This window comes from Rhizobacter sp. J219 (genome assembly GCF_024700055.1).
In the GTDB taxonomy this organism is placed as follows: domain Bacteria; phylum Pseudomonadota; class Gammaproteobacteria; order Burkholderiales; family Burkholderiaceae_C; genus Rhizobacter.
In genome coordinates, this window is the sequence record NZ_JAJOND010000001.1 from 3342578 (window position 1) to 3359928 (window position 17351).

Consider the following 17351-nt stretch of genomic DNA (forward strand, 5'->3'; position numbering starts at 1 on the left):
CCTTATTTCTCCTTGCCGAAGAGGCCGGCGGGGCGAATCATCAGCACGATGGCCATGATCACGAAGACGACGATGTTCGAGGCCTCGGGGTAGAACACTTTCGTGAGGCCTTCGACCAGGCCGAGCGCAAGCCCGGTGAGGATGGAGCCGAGGATCGAGCCCATGCCGCCGATCACCACCACCGCGAAGACCACGATGATGAGGTTGGTGCCCATCAGCGGCGTGATCTGGATCACCGGCGCGGCCAGCACGCCGGCCAGCGCGGCGAGTGCAGCACCGCCCGCGTAGGTGAACATCACCATCATCGGCACGTTGATGCCGAAGGCCTGCACCAGCGCCGGATTCTCGGTGCCGGCGCGCAGCTTGGCCCCGAGGCTCGTCTTCTCGATCAGCGCCCAGGTGCCCAAGCACACGATGAGCGAGGCCACGATGACCCATGCGCGGTAATTGGGCAGCACCATGAAGCCGAGGTTCGTCGCCCCCTGCAGCGCCTCGGGCACCGAGTACGACTGGCCCGACACGCCGTACTGCTCGCGGAACACGCCCTCGAAGATCAGCGAGATGCCGAAGGTCAGCAAGAGCCCATAGATCGGGTCGAGCTTGTAGAGGTGCTTGAGCAGCGTGCGCTCGATCACGAGGCCGATGGCGCCCACCACGAAGGGCGCGATCACGAGCGCCGCCCAGTAGTTGATGCCAAAGGTCTCGAGCGCGAACCAGGCCACGTAGGCGCCGATCATGTAGAGCGCGCCATGCGCGAAGTTCACGATGCCCAAGAGGCCGAAGATCACCGCCAGGCCGAGGCTCAGCATGGCGTAGAACGAGCCGTTCACCAGGCCCAGCATGAGCTGGCCCATGAAGGCCTGGATGGGTATGCCAAATATTTCAGTCACACAGCCCCCCAGTCGCTTCGCTCCTGCCCCCAAGGGGCGCCTCGCCTAAGCCCGGGAAACCCGTGCTCGGCGAGTAGCTTGATGAGCGCGCCGCTGCGCTCCGCGCGTCAGTTGCCACGCTCATCCCCCTTACTTCCAAAGAGCACACTTGGATTCAGACTTCGTCGTCCAAGCCTCTTCACCCTTGAAGGTCTGCGCGACCTTGTAGTAGTCCCAGGGCTCGGTCGACTCCTTCGGCGTCTTCACCTGCATCAGGTACATGTCGTGCACCATGCGGCCGTCGTCGCGGATGAAGCCGCCCTTGGCGAAGATGTCGTTGACCTTGGCCTTCTTCATCTGCGCGAGCACCTTGTCGGCGTCGTCGGTGCCGGTGGCCTTCACGGCGGCCAGGTAGTTGTGAGCCGCCGAGTAGTCGCCCGCCTGGATGGACGAAGGCATGCGCTTGATCTTCTCGAAGAACTTGCGGCTCCACGCACGCGTCTCGGGGTCGCGGTTCCAGTACCAGCTGTCGGTGAGGTACATGCCCTGCGTGGCGTTCAGGCCCAGCGAGTGGACGTCGTTGATGAACATCAGCAGGCCGGCGAGCTTCATCGTCTTGGTGATGCCGAACTCGTTGGCCGCCTTGATGGTGTTGATGGTGTCGCCACCCGCGTTGGCCAGGCCCAGGATCTGCGCCTTGCTCGACTGCGCCTGCAGCAGGAAGGACGAGAAGTCGCTCGCCGACAGCGGGTGCTTCACCGAGCCCACGATGGTGCCGCCGGCGGCCTTGACCACGGCCGAGGTGTCGTTCATCAGCTGGGCACCGAAGGCGTAGTCGGCCTGCAGGAAGTACCAGCTCTTGCCGCCGGCCTTCACCACCGCGTTGCCGGTGCCCTTGGCGAGCGCCACGGTGTCGTAGGCCCAGTGCACGGTGTAGGGGTTGCACTGCTCGTTGGTCAGCGCGGAGGTGGCGGCGCCCACCGAGATGAAGAGCTTCTTTTTCTCGGCAGCCACCTTGGCCATGGCCAGGCTGGTGCCGGAATTGGTGCCACCGATCAGCATGTCGAGGCCGTTGGTGTCGAACCATTCGCGCGCCTTGGCGGCGGCGATGTCGGGCTTGTTCTGGTGGTCAGCCGACACGACCTCGATGGTCTTGCCGTTGATCTTGCCGCCCGCGTCGGCGACGGCCATCTTGATGGCTTCGAGGCCGGCCGGCCCGTCGATGTCGGAATAGAGGCCCGACATGTCGGTGATGAAGCCGATGCGGATCACGTCGCCCGAGACCTGGGCCTGGGCAGGCACGAGTGCACTGGCGCATGCCACGGCGGCGGCTGCAGCGATGTTCTTGAGTTTCATCATGTGTATCTCCTGGTGGTGGTGAGAGACGAGCAGGTCAAACGCCCAGGTACTCGTGGAGCTGGGCCATGCGGTCGGGCAGTTGGGCTTGGGTGAACTCTTGAAGGATGCGGCCGTGCTCCATGACGAGGAAGCGGTCGGCCAGCGGCGCGGCGAAGCGGAAGTTCTGCTCCACCATCACGATGGTGTAACCCTGCTTGCGCAAGGCCACCACCATCTCGGCGAGCTTCTGCACGATGACGGGTGCAAGGCCTTCCGAGATTTCGTCGAGCAGCAGCAGCTTGGCGCCGGTGCGCAGGATGCGCGCGACGGCCAGCATCTGCTGCTCGCCCCCCGACAGGCGCGTGCCCTGGCTGCCGGCACGCTCTTTCAGGTTGGGAAACATGTCGTAGATCTGGGCGATGCTCATGCCGCCTTCGGTCTGCTTCGGCGGCAGCATCAGGTTCTCTTCGCACGAGAGCGTGGAGAAGATGCCGCGCTCCTCGGGGCAGTAGCCGAGACCCAGCCGCGCGATGCGGTGGGTGGGCAGCGAGATGACCTCTTGCCCCTTGACCTTGATGCTGCCTTTGCGCGAACCGATGAGGCCCATGATCGCGCGCAGCGTGCTGGTGCGGCCGGCACCGTTGCGACCGAGCAGGGTGACGACTTCGCCTTCGTCGACGTGGAAGTTCACGCCGTGCAGCACGTGGCTTTCGCCGTACCAGCCTTGGGCTCTTTGACTTCTAGGAACCTGGTGGCCATTTCAGTGTTTCCTTTGTTTGGACCGGCACTGGCTCGCTGCGACAGGGCGCCGTGTTCCGCTCATGTCCCCCGAGTCGGGCTGCGCCCGCCTCTCCTCCTTTACTTCGCTCCACACGGCGCCCTGCCACAGCGAGCAAGCCACCCAGGAAGCACACCGGGAACGCGGCATGCCACCGCGGGTGCTTGCCGCGGCTACCGGGTGACCGGCGCAGCGAAGTAAAGGAGGAGGCCAGGCGCAGCCTGGCCGGGGGACATGAGCGGAGCCGGTTACCCGGTCGCCGTGGCACGCGCCGATCGTGGAATGCAACATCAATGCGCCCCCTTCAATTCGACATTCGCCGACCCCATGTAGGCCTCGATCACCGCCGGGTTCTTCGACACCTCGGCGTACGGACCTTCGGCCAGCGTGGCGCCACGCTGCAGCACGGTGATGGTGTCGGCGATGCTCGCCACCACGCTCATGTTGTGCTCGACCATCAGGATGGTGCGGTTGGCCGAGACCTTCTTGATCAGCGCACGGATGCGGTCCACGTCTTCCAGGCCCATACCCTGTGTGGGCTCGTCGAGCAGCATCAGCTCGGGCTCCATCGCGAGGGTGGTGGCGATCTCGAGTGCGCGCTTGCGGCCGTAGCTCAGCTCGACCGTGGTGTGCTCGGCGTAGCTTTCGAGGTCGACCTGGCGCAACAGATCCAGCGCGCGATCGTTCAGCGTGTGCAGCGAACGCTCGGGCTTCCAGAAATGGAACGAGGTGCCGAGCTTGCGCTGCAGGGCCACGCGCACGTTTTCCAGCACGGTGAGGTGCGGGAACACCGCCGAGATCTGGAATGAACGGATGATGCCGCGCCGCGCGATGTGGGCAGGAGCCTCGCCGGTGATGTCGTGCCCGTTGAAGACGATCTGGCCCGAGGTCGGCGTGATGAAGTGCGTGAGCAGGTTGAAGCAGGTTGTCTTGCCCGCCCCGTTCGGCCCGATCAGCGCGTGGATGTGGCCACGCTTGACCTTGAGGTCGACCTGGTTGACGGCGACGAAGCCCTTGAACTCCTTCGTGAGCTTGCGCGTTTCGAGAATGATGTCGTCGCTCATGTGTCGTCGCTCGTGTGGAACCCGCTCATCTGGCTCTGGGTTCGGGGGTGGCGCCCAGCCGCTCGGACAGCCGGCGGGCGAGGTCGATGACGGTGTCGCGCTGCTGGGCGACGAAGCGGGCCTTGAGCCCGGCCTTCTGCATGCACACGCCCAGGCCGGCCACCACCTCGCCCGAGGCGGCATGCACCGGCGCGGCCAGGCAGTACACGCCCTGGCGCACGCTTTCGTCGTCGATGCTGTAGCCGCGCTCGCGCGTCAGGGCCAGCTCGGCGAGCAGGTCGGTGCGGCGCATGGTCGGCAGGTTCATGTAGGCCGGCAGGCGCGCCGCCGGGTAGAGCTGCTTGACCCAGGCCTCGTCGTGGAAGGCGAGCATGGCGCGGCCGGTGGCGGCGCGATGCGCCGGCAGGCGCATGCCCACGCTGAAGGCCATGCCGAGCGGGCGCATGCCGTTGCGCACGCCGACGTAGACGACGTCGGTGCCATCGAGCACCGAGAGGATCAGCGTCTCCTGGGGCGTGGCACCGAGGCTCGCCCACAGGCGCTCGAACTCCTGTGCCGGTGTGGTTGCTTCCGCGAACGCATGGGCCAGGCCCATCACCCGTGGGCCGATGTAGAAGGTGCCGTCGTCCTGGCGGCGCAGATAGCCCAGCGCCACCAGGGTGTTGCACAGACCGTGCACACTGCTCTTGGGCAGCGCGAGACTCGTCGACAGCTTGGCCAGGCTCATCGCGCCGCGCTCTTTCTCCAGCAGATCGAGCAGGGCCAGGGCACGCGCAACCGCCGGCACGAGGGCAGGCTTGGCGGGGGAAGATGCGGCGGCCACGGCGAGTTGCATGCAGATGAAAGGTGCAAAAACCCCGGTTGTGTCGGGGTCGGCAGTCTGGGTGTTTCGACGGAACGTTCAATCCGTTGAACGCAATTCAGTTCCCTGAACCATCGGGAGCCGAGTCTAAGAGCGCTGCGCGGCAGCGCAACATGCGCCGAACCCGCCCTAGGGAAAGTCCGCTCAGGGTTTGCGTGTCAGCCCTTTTGCGTAAGCCCCCGCGTCTGAGCGGGCATTCCGGACGTTCAAAAATTTGAAGGCTCACAACAAGGTCGGTGAACGGCTTTGAACGCCGCCCCCGTAGAGTGCCGACTTCATGAACACACCGACCGTCACCCGCTACAGCAGCGTCGCCATCGCGTTCCACTGGGTTCTTGCGCTGGCGATCGTCGGCGCGTTCGGCATGGGCGTCTACATGAGCGACCTGCCGTTCTCGCCGCAGCGGCTCAAGTACTACAACTGGCACAAGTGGGCCGGGGTGACCATCCTGGCGCTGTCGGCGCTGCGGCTCCTGTGGCGCCTCACCCACCGCCCGCCGCCCGACCTGCCGGCGCCGGCCTGGCAAAAGCTCGCCGCGCATGCCACGCACTGGGCGCTGTACGCCCTCTTCTTCGCGGTGCCGCTGGTCGGCTGGGCTTACAGCTCGGCGGCAGGTTTCCCCATCGTATGGTTCGGCGTGCTGCCGCTGCCCGATTTCGTGTCGCCCGACAAGGCGCTGGCCGAGGCCATCAAGCCCTGGCACGGCTACCTGGCCTATGCCCTGGCGACGCTCGTGCTGCTGCACATCGCCGCCGCACTCAAGCACCAGTTCATCGACCGCGATGGGCTGATCTCCCGCATGTCATTGCGTGGTTGAAAGGACCCGCCCTCCATGAAACAACTCCTCCTCAGCGTGGCCCTGGCGACGCTCGCCCTGGGCGCCTCGGCCCAGCAGAAGCTCGTGCCGGCGCAAAGCGACATCGCCTTCACCAGCAAGCAGATGGGCGTGCCGGTCGACGGCAAGTTCAAGAAGTTCGACGCGCAGATCGCCTTCGACCCCAAGAAGCCGGACACCGCCAAGATCGCCTTCACCGTCGACCTCGCCAGCGTGACCTTCGGTTCGAGCGAAACCGAGGCCGAGGTCGCCAAGCCCGACTGGTTCAACACCAAGGCCTTCCCGCAGGCCACGTTTCAGTCGACCACGGTCAAGGCCACCGGCCCGGGCAAATACGAAGTGGCCGGCAAGCTGACGATCAAGGGCGCGAGCCAGAACATCACGGTGCCGGTGGCGCTGGCCCAGGCCGGCGGCACCACCACTGCCACTGGCGGCTTCGTGCTCAAGCGCCTCGATTTCAAGATCGGCGACGGTGACTGGAAAGACACCTCGATGGTCGCCAACGACGTGCAGGTCAAGCTCAAGTTTGCGCTGACCGGCGTTGCCCCACTCTGATGTCCAACCCCCTCCCTCCCACAGAAAGCCGTCCATGATGAAGAAGACCCTGCTTGTTTCCGCCCTGTTCGTTGTCGCGGGCGCTGCCCAGGCCCAGAGCGCCACCTACGCGATCGACCCGACGCACACCTTCGTGACCTTCGAGGCCAGCCACTTCGGCACCAGCACGATCCGTGGCCGCTTCGACAAGAAGGAAGGCAGCGTCGCCTTCGACAAGGCCGCCAAGACCGGCAAGGCCGAGATCACCATCGACACCAGCTCGGTGAGCACCGGCGTGGGCCCGCTCGACGGTCACCTGAAGAGCAAGGACTTCTTCAACGCCGCCGAACATCCGACCGCCAAGTTCGTGGGCGACAAGTTCAGCTTCAACGGCGACAAGGTGACGACGGTCGCCGGCACGCTGACCTTCCTCGGCAAGACCCAGCCGGTGACGCTGACCGCCACCAACTTCAACTGCTACCAGAACCCGATGCTCAAGCGCGAGGTCTGCGGTGGCGACTTCGTGACCACGATCCAGCGCACGCAGTTCGGCAACAACTACGGTGTGCCCGGTATTCCGGACAGCATCAAGCTGCTGATCCAGGTTGAAGCGGTGAAGCAGTAAGTCCTTCAGGCCGGCACCAGGTGCCGCCTGAGAATCGCCCGCAGGTCTTCGTCGCGGAAGGGCTTGGCGAGGTGGTCGTCCATGCCCGCGGCGAGGCTGTGCTCGCGGTCACCCTGCAGCGCATTGGCGGTGAGCGCCACCACCGGCGTGCGCGGCAGTCCTTGTTCGCCCTCGTGCTCGCGGATGCGGCGCGCGGCCTCGAAGCCATCCATCACCGGCATCTGGCAGTCGAGCAGCACCAGGTCGGGCGGCGACGCGCGGAACGAGGCCACGGCCTGCAGGCCGTCTTCGACCAGCTCCACCGTGAGGCCCATGTTCTTCAACGCCGCCTCGGCCACGAGGGCGTTGACGGGGTTGTCTTCGGCCAGCAGCACGCGGCCCTGCAGCGGCACCTTCGATTCGGCCAGGCCGGCGGCGGCGGGCGTGGGGTTGGGCGCTTCGGGCAGCTCCACCGTCACGGTGAAACACGAGCCGCGGCCCTGCTGGCTGGTGCAGACGAGGTCGCCGCCCATGGCCCGCGCGAGTTCGCGTGCGATGGTGAGGCCCAGGCCGGTGCCGCCATAGCGGCGGGTGAAGGAGCTGTCAGCCTGGTGGAAGGCATCGAAGATGCGCGGCAGCTCATCGGCCGGGATGCCGACACCGGTGTCGTGCACCGCGATCCGCGTGCGCGAGCCGCGGTGCTTGGCCACCACCGTCACCGCGCCGGCCTCGGTGAACTTGATCGCATTGCCGATCAGGTTGTGCAGCACCTGCCGCAGCCGCGACGGGTCGCCGCGCACATAACACGGCCGCGGCATGTGCAGCCGGGTGGTGAGCGAGAGTCCTGACTGGAAGGCGCCCGGCACCGACAGCGACACCACATCGTCGATCAGCGCCGCCAGGTCGAACACCTGCGGCGACAGGCGCACCTGCCCGGCTTCGAGCTTCGAGAAGTCGAGGATGTCGTTGATCAGCGTGAGCAGGTGTTCGCCGGCGCGCTCGATCAGCTGCAGCTGCTCGTCGGGCTTTTTCTCGGGCGTGATGGCGCCGTCTTTGCGCAGCATGCGCGTGAGCCCCAGGATGCCGTGCAGCGGCGTGCGCATCTCGTGGCTCATGGTCGCGAGGAACTGGCTTTTCACGCTGCTCTGCCGCTGCGCCAGCATCAGGGCCTCGGCGCGCTCTTCCGAGATGCGGTCGGTGGTGAAGCGCAGCGTGAGCAGCTCGCGGATGCGCGACTCCGAGCGGCGCGCCTCCAGCATCACGAGCGCGAGGAAGACCCACAGGCCCAGTCCGGCGAAGAAGCCGTAGCGGGTGCCGCTCAAGAGCTGGTCGGCCCCGGCCGGCAGCAACATCGACAACAGGAACAAGGCGCTCGCGCGAAAGCTCGGCTGCAGCACGAACATGCCGATCGCCGCCACCCCCACCAGCGAGGTGAGCAGCAAGGCCACCACGTGCGGATTGGTGCTTGCAGGCAGCCACATCGAGGCGAGGCCCCAGGTAAAGCCGTCGGCGACCAGCGTGACCTCGAGCCAGCGGCGCCAGATGCGATCGCTCGGCAGCGTGCTGCGCCCGAACTGGTGGGTAAGCGCCAGGCGCAGGCCCGAGACGCCGCAGCGCAAGACGAACCAGCCCCAGGCGAGGCGCGGGTCCACATACGGGAGCAGGCCCACGCACACGATCAGCGCGAAACCCATGCCGGCGAGCGTGGACGTTTGCGCCCGCTCGTAGAGCATGACGGTCTGCGCGTCTTGGACGCGCTGCGCCAGCCCGGCGTCGGCCGAGGCAGCAGTGTGCGGTGGCGTTCGCAATTCTCTAGACATCCCCCGCCCCCTCACCTGCCCATGACCCTCTGTTCAGATGAGCGCATTATCCCGGCACCGCTTGTTTTGAGCACCTGTGGACGACGAGAACTCACATGCCTTTGGTCACGCTTACCCGCTGTTTCTGCACCCCCATGCGCACGGCGCCGCTGCTCGTGGGTGTGTGCATGCTCTCGTGGATCGCACCAGCTGTGCAGGCACAGCCGACGGCCTATCTGCTCGACTCCGGCCACACCCGGGTGCACTGGGAGGTGATGCACTTCGGCACCTCCACCAGCCGCGGCCGCTTCGACGACATCCGCGGCAGCCTCGAACTGGATGCCACGGCCGGCACCGGCGAGGTGTCGATCGAAGTGCGCACGGCCTCGGTCAACACCGGCGTGCTGCCGCTGGACGGCATCTTGCGCCGCAGCTATTTCGCGAGCGACCAGCACCCTGTGGCGTATTTCGTGGCGCGTGGCTGGCGCTGGCAGCGCAATGCGCCGCTGGACGTGCGTGGCGAGTTCACGCTGCGCGGTGTGTCCTTGCCACTCGGGTTGCGTGCCACGCAGCTGCGGTGTTATGAACACCCTCAGCTGCAGCGCGAGGTGTGCGGCGCCGACCTGGAGGCCACTTTGCGCCGCAGCGATTTCGGCATCACCGATGGCCTGCCGGTCATCGGCGACACGGTGCGGCTGGTGATCCAGGTCGAGGCAATCCGGCAACCCTGAGCCGCACGGCCCACCCGCAAACCCTGCAAAAATGCCCGGCATGACCTCCACCGATCTCCAGGCCGTGGTCGCCCAGATGGGCGCCGCGGCACGCGCCGCCAGCGCCCGCATGGCGGCGGCCTCCACCAGCGCCAAGAACCACGCCCTCACCGCCCTGGCGCGCCGGCTGCGCGAGAGCGCCGCACCACTGGCCGACGCCAACAGCAAAGACATTGCCGCCGCCGACGCCGCGGGCCTGGCCGCCCCGCTGGTCGACCGGCTGCGTCTCACTGAAAAAGTGATCGCCACCGTGGCCGAAGGCTGCGAGCAGATCGCCGCCATGCCCGACCCGGTGGGCGAGATCACCGGCGTGAAGCGCCGCCCGAGCGGCATCAGCGTGGGCCAGATGCGCGTGCCGCTGGGCGTCTTCGGCATGATCTACGAGAGCCGGCCCAACGTGACCATCGAAGCCGCGTCGCTCGCCATCAAGAGCGGCAACGCCTGCATCCTGCGCGGTGGCTCGGAGGCCATCCACTCCAACCTCGCGCTGTGGAAACTGGTGCAGGCGGCGCTCACCGAAGCGGGCCTGCCGGCCGATGCGGTGCAGCTGGTGCAGACGACCGACCGCGCCGCGGTGGGCTACCTCATCGCCTCGCCGGAGTCGGTCGACGTGATCATCCCGCGTGGTGGCAAGGGGCTCATTGAGCGCATCAGCCGCGAGGCGAAGGTGCCCGTCATCAAGCACCTCGACGGCAACTGCCATGTGTACGTCGATGCCGAGGTCGACCTGGAGCTTGCGCTCAAGGTGACCGACAACGCCAAGACGCAGAAGTACAGCCCCTGCAACGCGGCCGAATCGCTGCTGGTGCACGAAGCGGTGGCCGCGAAATTCCTGCCGAAGATCGGCGCGGTGTTCGCCGCCAAGGGTGTGGAGGTGCGCGGCGATGCCGCGGTGCTCGCGCTGCTGAAAGACGTGCCGCGGGTGAAGCTCGCCGAAGCCACCGAGCAGGACTGGAGCGAGGAATACCTCGCCCCCATCATCAGCGCCAAGGTGGTGAAGAGCGTGGACGAGGCCATCGCCCACATCAACCGCTACGGCTCGCACCACACCGATGCCATCCTCACGACGAACCATCCGAACGCGATGCGCTTCCTGCGCGAGGTCGATTCGGCGAGCGTGATGGTGAACGCGAGCACACGTTTCGCCGACGGCTTCGAGTACGGGCTGGGCGCCGAGATCGGCATCAGCACCGACAAGTTCCACGCCCGCGGCCCGGTGGGCCTGGAAGGCCTGACCTCGATGAAGTGGGTGGTGCTCGGCCAGGGCGAAGTGCGCACCTGAGCCGCGGGGCTACAGCAGCGCGGCCCGGAGCGCCTGCCACAGCGGCTCGTCGGCGGCCGACAGCAGGCCCACACCGCCATCGCCCGCACGGTAGGCACTGCCGTCGTAGCGCGCCGCATGTCCACCGGCCTCCTGCAGCAACAGGGTGCCAGGCACGTGGTCCCAGGGCAGCGTGCGGTAGAACATCGCGAACTGCTGCTGTCCGGTGACGATCGCCGGGTATTCGACGCCCGCGCAACGCCGCCCCGGCAGCACCTCGCCGACCCGCTCAAGCCCGGCCACGACGCGCTCGCGCAACCCGGCCGGCATGAAGCGGGTCGACGCCGCACCGCGCGCTTCGCCGAGCGGCACGGCGGCCTGCGGCGCCCACATGCGCTGCCCGTCGCGGTGGCAACCCCCGCCCTGCTGCGCCAGCCATCGCTCGCCCGACACGGGGTTGAGCACCCACGCGCCCACCGCTTCGCCGTCGACCAGCAGCGAGGCCATCAGCGCAAACACCGGCCGGCCCGCCACGAAATTGGCGGTGCCGTCGAGCGGATCGACCAGCCACACGCGGCCCTGGTCAAGGCCCTGCAGCAGGGCCGGGTTGGCCGCACAAGCCTCTTCGCCGACGACGCGCGAGCCGGGCCACAAGGCGAGCAGGCCGTGCTCGATGAAGGCTTCGGCTTCGCGGTCGGCCACGGTGACGAGCTCGTCTTTCGCCTTCTCGATCACGTCGCCTTCGCGCAGCTGGCGAAAGCGCGGCATCACCGCCCGCTCGCTCGCCTCGGCCAGCAGCGGCAGCACCTGGTCGAACATCGAATCGGGCACGCGCACGGGCGAAATCATCGCACCTCGGCGCAGCGGCTTCGCTACCATCTCCCGATGACCAAGCCACGCCGTGCCCTCGTCCTCTTTTCCGGCGGCCAAGACTCGACCGTCTGCCTCGCCTGGGCGCTGTCGAACTTCCACTATGTCGAGACCATCGGCTTCGACTACGACCAGCGGCACAGCATCGAAACCGAATGCCGGCTGGCGGTGCGCTCGCAGATCTACGCCAACTTCCCCACCTGGGGCGGCCGCCTCGGCGACGACCACCTGGTCGACCTGTCGCTGCTCGGCCAGCTGTCGGACACCGCCCTCACCCAGCAGCGTGCGATCGAGATGACGTCCACCGGCCTGCCCAACACCTTCGTGCCGGGCCGCAACCTGATCTTCTTCAACTTCGCCGCCGCCGTGGCCTACCGCCGCGAGCTGGACGTGATGGTCGGCGGCATGTGCGAGACCGACTACTCCGGCTACCCCGACTGCCGAGACAACACCTTGAAGGCACTTCAGGTGGCCCTGAGCCTCGGCCTCGACACGCCGATGGGCATCGAGACCCCGCTGATGTGGCTCGACAAGGCGCAGACCTGGGAGATGGCGGCCACGCTCGGCGGCGAGGCGCTGATCCGGCTGATCGTCGAACACACCCACACCTGCTACCTCGGCGACCGCAGCCAGCGCCACGAATGGGGCTACGGCTGCGGCCACTGCCCGGCGTGCGCGCTGCGCATGCGCGGCTACAAGGCCTGGCGCTCGCGCAACCCGTCAGGCGATTTCGAGGCGACCGACCGCATGGGCCTGGGCTGATCCAGCCAGCGTGACCACGCGCTGGCGCCCGGCGGCGTGAGCGTCACCGCCCGCGAGTCCTTGGCGCGGCGCACCCAGCCCTGCTGCAGCCCGTGCTCGAGCAGGGCCACGGCCAGGCTGCCCGCCAGGTGGTCGCGCCGCTCCGACCAGTCGAGGCAGGGGTAGGCGAACCGCCGCCCCGCCGCCGGCAACTCGACGCCGATTTCGCCCATCTCCACGCGGCCCCGCTCGCTGAGCACGAACTGCCCGTCGAGCGGCACCAACGTGCCACTTGCGAGCAGCCCCTCGAAAAGCCGCACGCCCAGCTCACCCGCCAGATGGCCATAGCAGGTGCGGGCCGCCTTCAGCGGCTTGTAGGGGCCTCGCTCCCATTTGTCGGCCGCCGCATGGCGTTCGGCCACCAGCGACAAGGCTTCGAGCGCATGGGCGATGTCGGCATCGGCCAGGCGGAAGTAGCGGTGGCGGCCCTGCGTGCGCACGACCACGAAGCCGCTCTCGACCAACTTGGCGATGTGGCTGCTGGCGGTCTGCGCCGTCACCCCGGCCGCCTGCGCCAGCTCGCCGGCGGCGAGGTGCCCGCCGTCCATCAGCGCCGACAGCATGCGGGCGCGCGTCGGGTCGCCGATCAGGGTGGCGATGCGGGCAAATCGGGGCTCGGGTGCGCTCATTCGCACACATGATGCCTCGGACAGGTCACCAGATGCTTCGAGGCCGGCCGAACCGACGGGGGCTTGTCGTAGAGTCCGCTCGCGTCCAACTCGGAGGGAGAAGCATCCATGGGCACTGTGCAGATCGTGAGTGTGATCGTCCTCGCCATCCTGATCTTCTGGGGCGTCGGCGCCTACAACCGCCTCGTGCGCCTGCGCAACGTGATCGCCAACTCGTTTGCGCAGATCGACGTGCAGCTCAAGCGCCGCTACGACCTGATCCCGAACCTGGTGGAGGTGGCGCGCAAATACGCCGCCCATGAGCGCGAGACGCTTGAGGCCGTGACCGCCGCGCGCAACCAGGCCAAGGCCGCCGCCGACGTGGCGCGTGGCCACCCCGCCGCCGCGGGCGCCGTGACCAGCCTGGCCGTCGCCGAGCAGGCGCTCGCCGGCGCGATGGGCCGCCTGATGGCCGTCGTCGAGGCCTACCCCGAGCTGAAGGCCGACCAGAGCCTGCGCGAGCTGGCCGAAGAACTCACCAGCACCGAAAACAAGATCGGCTTCGCGCGCCAGATCTTCAACGACGCCACGCTCGACTACAACAACGCGGCCCAGCAGTTCCCCACCAACCTGATGGCCAGCATGTTCGGCTTCCGCGAGGCGGCCATGCTGCAGGCCACGACCACCGACGCCGAACGCGCGCCGGTGCGGGTGCAGCTCTGACCGCCGGGTGAGCGGGGCGACCCGCGATGCGCTTTCGCGAGCAGCAGGACGACGCCCGCCGCGCCACGCAGCGGCTGCTGGTGCTGTTTGCGCTGTTGCTGGTGGCCCTGGTGCTGGCGGTCAACGGGCTGCTGCTCGGGCTGTGGTGGGCGATCGGCTGGCTGCTGTCGTGGCAGCTGCCGCTGCCGCCTCTGTTTGTCGAGACCAACACCACCGTCGTGCTGCTCTTCGTGCTGGGCGGCGCGCTCGTCGAGCTGGGGCGCCTGCGCGAGGGCGGCGGGGCGCACGTGGCGCACTGGGCCGGTGGCCGTGAGCTGCTCGATGCCCGCCAGCTCAGCGAGCGCCGCCTGCTCAACATCGTCGACGAGATGGCGATCGCCAGCGGCCTGCCGCGGCCGGCCGTCTACCTGCTCGACCGCGAAGACGCGATCAACGCCTTCACCGCCGGCTGGTCGCCCGACGACGCCATCGTCGCCGTCACGCAGGGCGCGCTCGACCGCCTGACCCGCGACGAGCTGCAAGGGCTGGTCGCGCATGAGTTCGGCCACATCCACCAGCAGGACCTGCGGCTCAACATGCAGCTGCTCGCGCTGGTGTGGGGCCTGTCGCTGGTGCACGGCTACGGCCACAAGCTGCTCGAGGCCGACGAAGCCGGGCGGCGCTCGGCGTTTGGGCTGCTGGTCGGCCCGGTGTTCGTGGCCGCGGGCCTCCTTGGCTGGCTGGCCGGGCAGCTGCTGCAGGCGGCGGTGTCGCGCCAGCGCGAGCTGCTGGCCGACGCCTGCGCGGTGCAGTTCACCCGCAGCCGCGACGGCCTGGGCGGCGTGCTGCGCAAGGTGTGGCACCAGGCGCAGCGCCACGAGGACCGGCTCGCACGGGTGCCGGCCCGGCTGCTCGCGGCGATGCTGCTGCAGGCCCCGGCCGACTGGCTGGCCACGCACCCGCCGCTGCGCGAGCGGCTGCGCCGCCTTTACGGCCGCACGGTCGAGCCGCTGCCGGCGCCGCGGCTGGAGGCCGCTGCGCAGGCCGACGAGCCGCGCCGTCCCACCGCCGCGGTGCCGCTCGCCACGGTCGCCGCGCTGGCCCCCATCGCCTATGCTGCGCCCATGACCCCGGCCGCCGAACCCGCACCTGCCCACACGCCCGAGCCGCGCGCCACCAGCCCGCAGGACGAGCGCGAGGCGATCGACCGCCTGTCGCGCCTGAACGGCCCAGGCGAGTTGCGGGCGGCCATCCTCGCGCTGCTCGCCACACCGGGCAGCCGCCGCGAGCGCCGCGCCTGGCAGGAAGAGACCAAGGGCCTGTCCACCGCCCGCGAGGTGCGCGACGACGTCAAGAAGCTCGGCCCCGCCACCCGCCTGCCCTGGCTCGACCTGCTGCTCGGCCGTGTCGCCAAAGCTCCGTTGCCCGACCGCCAGCACCTGATGGCCGCCGCGCGGCGCGTGATGGCGGCCGACGGGCAGGTCCGCCCGATCGACCGACTGCATTGGCTGTTGATGCGCCAGCGCCTGGGCGAAGCGACGCCGCTGCCGCCTGCTGCCGGCAGCTTCCCCGACATCGCGCAGGCCTCGCTGCACACCCGGCGAGAGATCGCCCGGCTCACCGCCTTCCTCGCCCGCCTGGTGCCCGACGGCGAAGCCTGGTACCAGAGCGTGATGCAGCCCTGGCTGAGCGGCGAGGCGCTGCCGCCCTGCGAAGCGCCCGATGCCGACGGCCTGGTGCATGCGCTGCAGGAGGTGCAGACGCTGCCGTGGATGCTGAAGCCGGTGCTGGTGCGCCACTGGACCGAAACCGCGCTGCGCCACAAGCCGCCCGGCCCGCTGGCCGACGAAGCCTGCGACGCGCTGCGCCTGGCCGCCGTGCTGCTCGACTCGCCGCTGCCGCCCGAGCTGGCGCGGCACTACGTCGAGCCCGACGTCACCTGACGCCCCCGGCCTGATTCACGCGCCGGCGGGCGCCAGCGCGTCCACCAGGTGGCCGAAACGCGCGATCGCGGTCATCTCGGGCAGGCGCGCGATGCGGCCGTTCTGCGCCCACTGGCCTTCGGGCACTTCCTGGATGACGAGCGAGGTGATGACGGGCCGGCTGCGGTCGGGTGCCGCGGCTTCGGCAGCGGCCTGCACCGCGGCGGCGAGCCGCGCCTTGCGTGCACCGTCGAGCACGCCGGCGCTCAGCTGCAGCGTCGCGAACACGCCGCGCAGCAGCGCATCCGCTGGCTCGCCGGCGGAATAGAACTGGCCCTGCGCCAGCTCTTCGATCAGCACGATGCCGCGCGCCCGCGGCCCCGGCTCATGGGGAATGGACTCGGCCTCGAAGGCCGCTTCGGTGAGGCCACGCGCGAGCCTGGCCTTGGCCGCCGGGTCGAAGGCCCCCGGTGTGACGGTGACGGTGAAGAGCGGCATGTGCACGGCTCCAGCGGTTGAACATGGCGCCACTGTCGCCGTCGCAGGCTTGGCATGCTACTGTCCGTTCTGACAATTATCTTGCCATTCCGGCCACCACCGAGATGATCCGCATCGACACCCTCGTCCTCGCCGGCAGCAGCCCGGCGCCGCTGGGCATCACGCTCGACGTGCTGAGCGCGGCCAACCGGCTCGCCGGCAAGAGGCTCTTCGACCAGCGTGTGCTTTCGCCCGGCGCACCGTCGGTGGCGCTGCGCGACGGGCTGTCGATGGCGGCGCAGCCGCTCACCGCCGCCCGCGCCCGCCAGCTGGTGGTGCTGCCCGGCCTCGGCGCAGCCACACCCGGGCAGATCGCCGACCGCCTGGCCGAGCCCGATGCACAGCTCGCCTCGGCTTGGCTGCGCAAGGCCTGGCAGCAGGGTGCGACGCTGGCCGCCTCGTGCAGCAGCGTCTTCGTGCTGGCGCAGGCCGGCCTGCTCGACGGGCGCCGCTGCACCAGCACCTGGTGGCTGGTGCCCACGCTCAAGTCGCTGGCACCCCGGTGCGAGACCACGCTCGATGCGATGGTGACCGAAGACGAGCGCCTCTGGACGGCCGGCGCTTCACTCGCGCACATCGACCTGATGCTCGCGCTGGTGGCCCGTTTTGCGAGCCCCGGCCTCGCCACCGAAGTGGCACGCCACCTGGTGGTCGAGCCACGCGCCTCGCAGGCGCGTTTTGTCGCGCCGGCCTTCCTGGCCGCGCAAGACCCGCTGGCCCACCGGGTGGAGCTGCTGGTGCGCGAGCGCCTGGCCGACGTGCCCTCGCTGGAAGAGATCGCCTCGCAGCTCGCCGTGAGCCCGCGCACGCTGACACGCCGGGTGACCGCTGCCACCGGCCTCACGCCGATGCGTCTGGTGCAGAAGATCCGCCTCGACTCGGCGCTGCATGCCTTGCAGACCTCACGCGCGCCGATCGATCAGGTGGCGCGTGACGTGGGCTTCGAGGACGGATCGGCGCTTTATCGCCTGGTGCTCAGGCACACCGGCAAGCCGCCGAGCGCGTTTCGCAGCGCGGCCTAGGGCCTGTTAACACTAAAAGGGCAGTCGCGTGACTCATCAAAAGCCCGCCATCGAGGCGCAAAGCGCAGCTGTAGCTGTGGCTACAGCGAGCATTTGCAACGCTGAGGGCGGGCTTTCGATGAGATCACCCGCAGGGCTGAAGCCTGAAGGCGCGCGCGGCGGCGTTGCAGGCTCG

18 protein-coding genes are annotated in these 17351 nt (G+C 68.6%); 9 read left to right on the forward strand and 9 right to left on the reverse strand.

The window, feature by feature from the left end:
* Nucleotides 1-2 precede the first annotated feature (2 nt).
* From LRS03_RS15710 to LRS03_RS15730, 5 genes are all read right to left on the reverse strand, one after another.
* Nucleotides 3-890: a branched-chain amino acid ABC transporter permease gene (locus LRS03_RS15710; RefSeq protein ID WP_257825035.1), complete on the reverse strand. Its 888-nt coding sequence runs from the start codon at nucleotides 888-890 to the stop codon at nucleotides 3-5.
* A 129-nt stretch (nucleotides 891-1019) separates the two neighbouring features.
* A complete protein-coding gene (locus LRS03_RS15715) occupies nucleotides 1020-2225 on the reverse strand; it encodes an ABC transporter substrate-binding protein (protein WP_257829577.1) in 1206 nt (401 codons plus the stop codon).
* A 37-nt stretch (nucleotides 2226-2262) separates the two neighbouring features.
* Nucleotides 2263-2910, reverse strand: coding sequence for an ABC transporter ATP-binding protein (locus LRS03_RS15720; RefSeq protein ID WP_257826561.1), 648 nt, complete (start codon nucleotides 2908-2910; stop codon nucleotides 2263-2265).
* A gap of 365 nt (nucleotides 2911-3275) precedes the next feature.
* Nucleotides 3276-4049: an ABC transporter ATP-binding protein gene (locus tag LRS03_RS15725; protein WP_257826562.1), complete on the reverse strand. Its 774-nt coding sequence runs from the start codon at nucleotides 4047-4049 to the stop codon at nucleotides 3276-3278.
* Between the two features lie 25 nt (nucleotides 4050-4074).
* Nucleotides 4075-4884 (reverse strand): IclR family transcriptional regulator, encoded by an 810-nt coding sequence (locus tag LRS03_RS15730; protein ID WP_257826563.1) that lies wholly within the window; start codon nucleotides 4882-4884, stop codon nucleotides 4075-4077.
* A 304-nt stretch (nucleotides 4885-5188) separates the two neighbouring features.
* On the opposite strand from LRS03_RS15730, the gene LRS03_RS15735 reads away from it, so the two are divergent.
* The 3 genes from LRS03_RS15735 to LRS03_RS15745 are packed head-to-tail and all read left to right on the forward strand — an operon-like array spanning nucleotide 5189 to nucleotide 6905.
* Nucleotides 5189-5728, forward strand: coding sequence for a cytochrome b (locus tag LRS03_RS15735; protein WP_257826565.1), 540 nt, complete (start codon nucleotides 5189-5191; stop codon nucleotides 5726-5728).
* A 15-nt stretch (nucleotides 5729-5743) separates the two neighbouring features.
* Nucleotides 5744-6301 (forward strand): YceI family protein, encoded by a 558-nt coding sequence (locus LRS03_RS15740; RefSeq protein WP_257826567.1) that lies wholly within the window; start codon nucleotides 5744-5746, stop codon nucleotides 6299-6301.
* 37 nt (nucleotides 6302-6338) lie between these two features.
* Nucleotides 6339-6905 (forward strand): YceI family protein, encoded by a 567-nt coding sequence (locus LRS03_RS15745; RefSeq protein ID WP_257829578.1) that lies wholly within the window; start codon nucleotides 6339-6341, stop codon nucleotides 6903-6905.
* A gap of 5 nt (nucleotides 6906-6910) precedes the next feature.
* Here the strand turns inward: LRS03_RS15745 and LRS03_RS15750 are convergent, their stop codons facing one another.
* Nucleotides 6911-8704 carry an ATP-binding protein gene (locus tag LRS03_RS15750; RefSeq protein WP_257826569.1) on the reverse strand — a complete coding sequence of 598 codons (1794 nt, stop codon included), beginning with the start codon at nucleotides 8702-8704 and terminating at the stop codon, nucleotides 6911-6913.
* A 95-nt stretch (nucleotides 8705-8799) separates the two neighbouring features.
* Between LRS03_RS15750 and LRS03_RS15755 the strand changes: the two genes are divergently transcribed.
* Entirely contained in the window at nucleotides 8800-9414 is a 615-nt protein-coding gene (locus LRS03_RS15755) for a YceI family protein (RefSeq protein WP_257826570.1), read from the forward strand.
* A gap of 40 nt (nucleotides 9415-9454) precedes the next feature.
* Nucleotides 9455-10735, forward strand: a complete 1281-nt coding sequence (locus tag LRS03_RS15760) for a glutamate-5-semialdehyde dehydrogenase (protein WP_257826571.1) — start codon at nucleotides 9455-9457, stop codon at nucleotides 10733-10735.
* A 9-nt stretch (nucleotides 10736-10744) separates the two neighbouring features.
* On the opposite strand, the gene LRS03_RS15765 is transcribed toward LRS03_RS15760, so the two are convergent.
* The gene (locus LRS03_RS15765; protein ID WP_257826573.1) at nucleotides 10745-11593 is read right to left on the reverse strand and encodes an inositol monophosphatase family protein; all 849 of its coding nucleotides are present in this window, start codon (nucleotides 11591-11593) and stop codon (nucleotides 10745-10747) included.
* A gap of 6 nt (nucleotides 11594-11599) precedes the next feature.
* On the opposite strand from LRS03_RS15765, the gene queC reads away from it, so the two are divergent.
* Nucleotides 11600-12346, forward strand: coding sequence for a 7-cyano-7-deazaguanine synthase QueC (queC, locus tag LRS03_RS15770; RefSeq protein ID WP_257826575.1), 747 nt, complete (start codon nucleotides 11600-11602; stop codon nucleotides 12344-12346).
* Here the strand turns inward: queC and LRS03_RS15775 are convergent.
* A complete protein-coding gene (locus tag LRS03_RS15775; RefSeq protein ID WP_257826576.1) occupies nucleotides 12277-13014 on the reverse strand; it encodes an ArsR/SmtB family transcription factor in 738 nt (245 codons plus the stop codon). The two genes, queC and LRS03_RS15775, sit on opposite strands and share 70 nt — an antisense overlap.
* Before the next feature lie 108 nt (nucleotides 13015-13122).
* Here LRS03_RS15775 and LRS03_RS15780 point away from each other — a divergent pair, with 108 nt between their 5' ends.
* Together LRS03_RS15780 and LRS03_RS15785 are read left to right on the forward strand one after the other, a co-directional pair.
* Entirely contained in the window at nucleotides 13123-13716 is a 594-nt protein-coding gene (locus LRS03_RS15780) for a LemA family protein (RefSeq protein WP_257826578.1), read from the forward strand.
* Between the two features lie 26 nt (nucleotides 13717-13742).
* Complete coding sequence (locus LRS03_RS15785; RefSeq protein WP_257826580.1) at nucleotides 13743-15638, forward strand: M48 family metalloprotease; 1896 nt, start codon at nucleotides 13743-13745, stop codon at nucleotides 15636-15638.
* A 15-nt stretch (nucleotides 15639-15653) separates the two neighbouring features.
* Here LRS03_RS15785 and LRS03_RS15790 read toward each other — a convergent pair whose 3' ends face one another.
* The gene (locus tag LRS03_RS15790) at nucleotides 15654-16115 is read right to left on the reverse strand and encodes a tautomerase family protein (RefSeq protein ID WP_257826581.1); all 462 of its coding nucleotides are present in this window, start codon (nucleotides 16113-16115) and stop codon (nucleotides 15654-15656) included.
* A 104-nt stretch (nucleotides 16116-16219) separates the two neighbouring features.
* Here LRS03_RS15790 and LRS03_RS15795 point away from each other — a divergent pair, with 104 nt between their 5' ends.
* Nucleotides 16220-17176, forward strand: coding sequence for a GlxA family transcriptional regulator (locus tag LRS03_RS15795; protein ID WP_257826582.1), 957 nt, complete (start codon nucleotides 16220-16222; stop codon nucleotides 17174-17176).
* Nucleotides 17177-17351 lie beyond the last annotated feature (175 nt).

Bases quoted from the DNA above. Each gene is read 5' to 3' on its own strand.
- LRS03_RS15740 (WP_257826567.1), top strand. From the start codon at position 5,744: ATGAAACAACTCCTCCTCAGCGTGGCCCTGGCGACGCTCGCCCTGGGC.
- LRS03_RS15730 (WP_257826563.1), bottom strand. From the start codon at position 4,884: ATGCAACTCGCCGTGGCCGCCGCATCTTCCCCCGCCAAGCCTGCCCTC.
- LRS03_RS15790 (WP_257826581.1), bottom strand. From the start codon at position 16,115: ATGCCGCTCTTCACCGTCACCGTCACACCGGGGGCCTTCGACCCGGCG.
- LRS03_RS15765 (WP_257826573.1), bottom strand. From the start codon at position 11,593: ATGGTAGCGAAGCCGCTGCGCCGAGGTGCGATGATTTCGCCCGTGCGC.
- LRS03_RS15715 (WP_257829577.1), bottom strand. From the start codon at position 2,225: ATGAAACTCAAGAACATCGCTGCAGCCGCCGCCGTGGCATGCGCCAGT.
- LRS03_RS15750 (WP_257826569.1), bottom strand. From the start codon at position 8,704: ATGTCTAGAGAATTGCGAACGCCACCGCACACTGCTGCCTCGGCCGAC.
- LRS03_RS15745 (WP_257829578.1), top strand. From the start codon at position 6,339: ATGAAGAAGACCCTGCTTGTTTCCGCCCTGTTCGTTGTCGCGGGCGCT.
- LRS03_RS15760 (WP_257826571.1), top strand. From the start codon at position 9,455: ATGACCTCCACCGATCTCCAGGCCGTGGTCGCCCAGATGGGCGCCGCG.
- LRS03_RS15795 (WP_257826582.1), top strand. From the start codon at position 16,220: ATGATCCGCATCGACACCCTCGTCCTCGCCGGCAGCAGCCCGGCGCCG.
- LRS03_RS15785 (WP_257826580.1), top strand. From the start codon at position 13,743: ATGCGCTTTCGCGAGCAGCAGGACGACGCCCGCCGCGCCACGCAGCGG.
- LRS03_RS15755 (WP_257826570.1), top strand. From the start codon at position 8,800: ATGCCTTTGGTCACGCTTACCCGCTGTTTCTGCACCCCCATGCGCACG.
- queC (WP_257826575.1), top strand. From the start codon at position 11,600: ATGACCAAGCCACGCCGTGCCCTCGTCCTCTTTTCCGGCGGCCAAGAC.
- LRS03_RS15735 (WP_257826565.1), top strand. From the start codon at position 5,189: ATGAACACACCGACCGTCACCCGCTACAGCAGCGTCGCCATCGCGTTC.
- LRS03_RS15725 (WP_257826562.1), bottom strand. From the start codon at position 4,049: ATGAGCGACGACATCATTCTCGAAACGCGCAAGCTCACGAAGGAGTTC.
- LRS03_RS15775 (WP_257826576.1), bottom strand. From the start codon at position 13,014: ATGAGCGCACCCGAGCCCCGATTTGCCCGCATCGCCACCCTGATCGGC.
- LRS03_RS15780 (WP_257826578.1), top strand. From the start codon at position 13,123: ATGGGCACTGTGCAGATCGTGAGTGTGATCGTCCTCGCCATCCTGATC.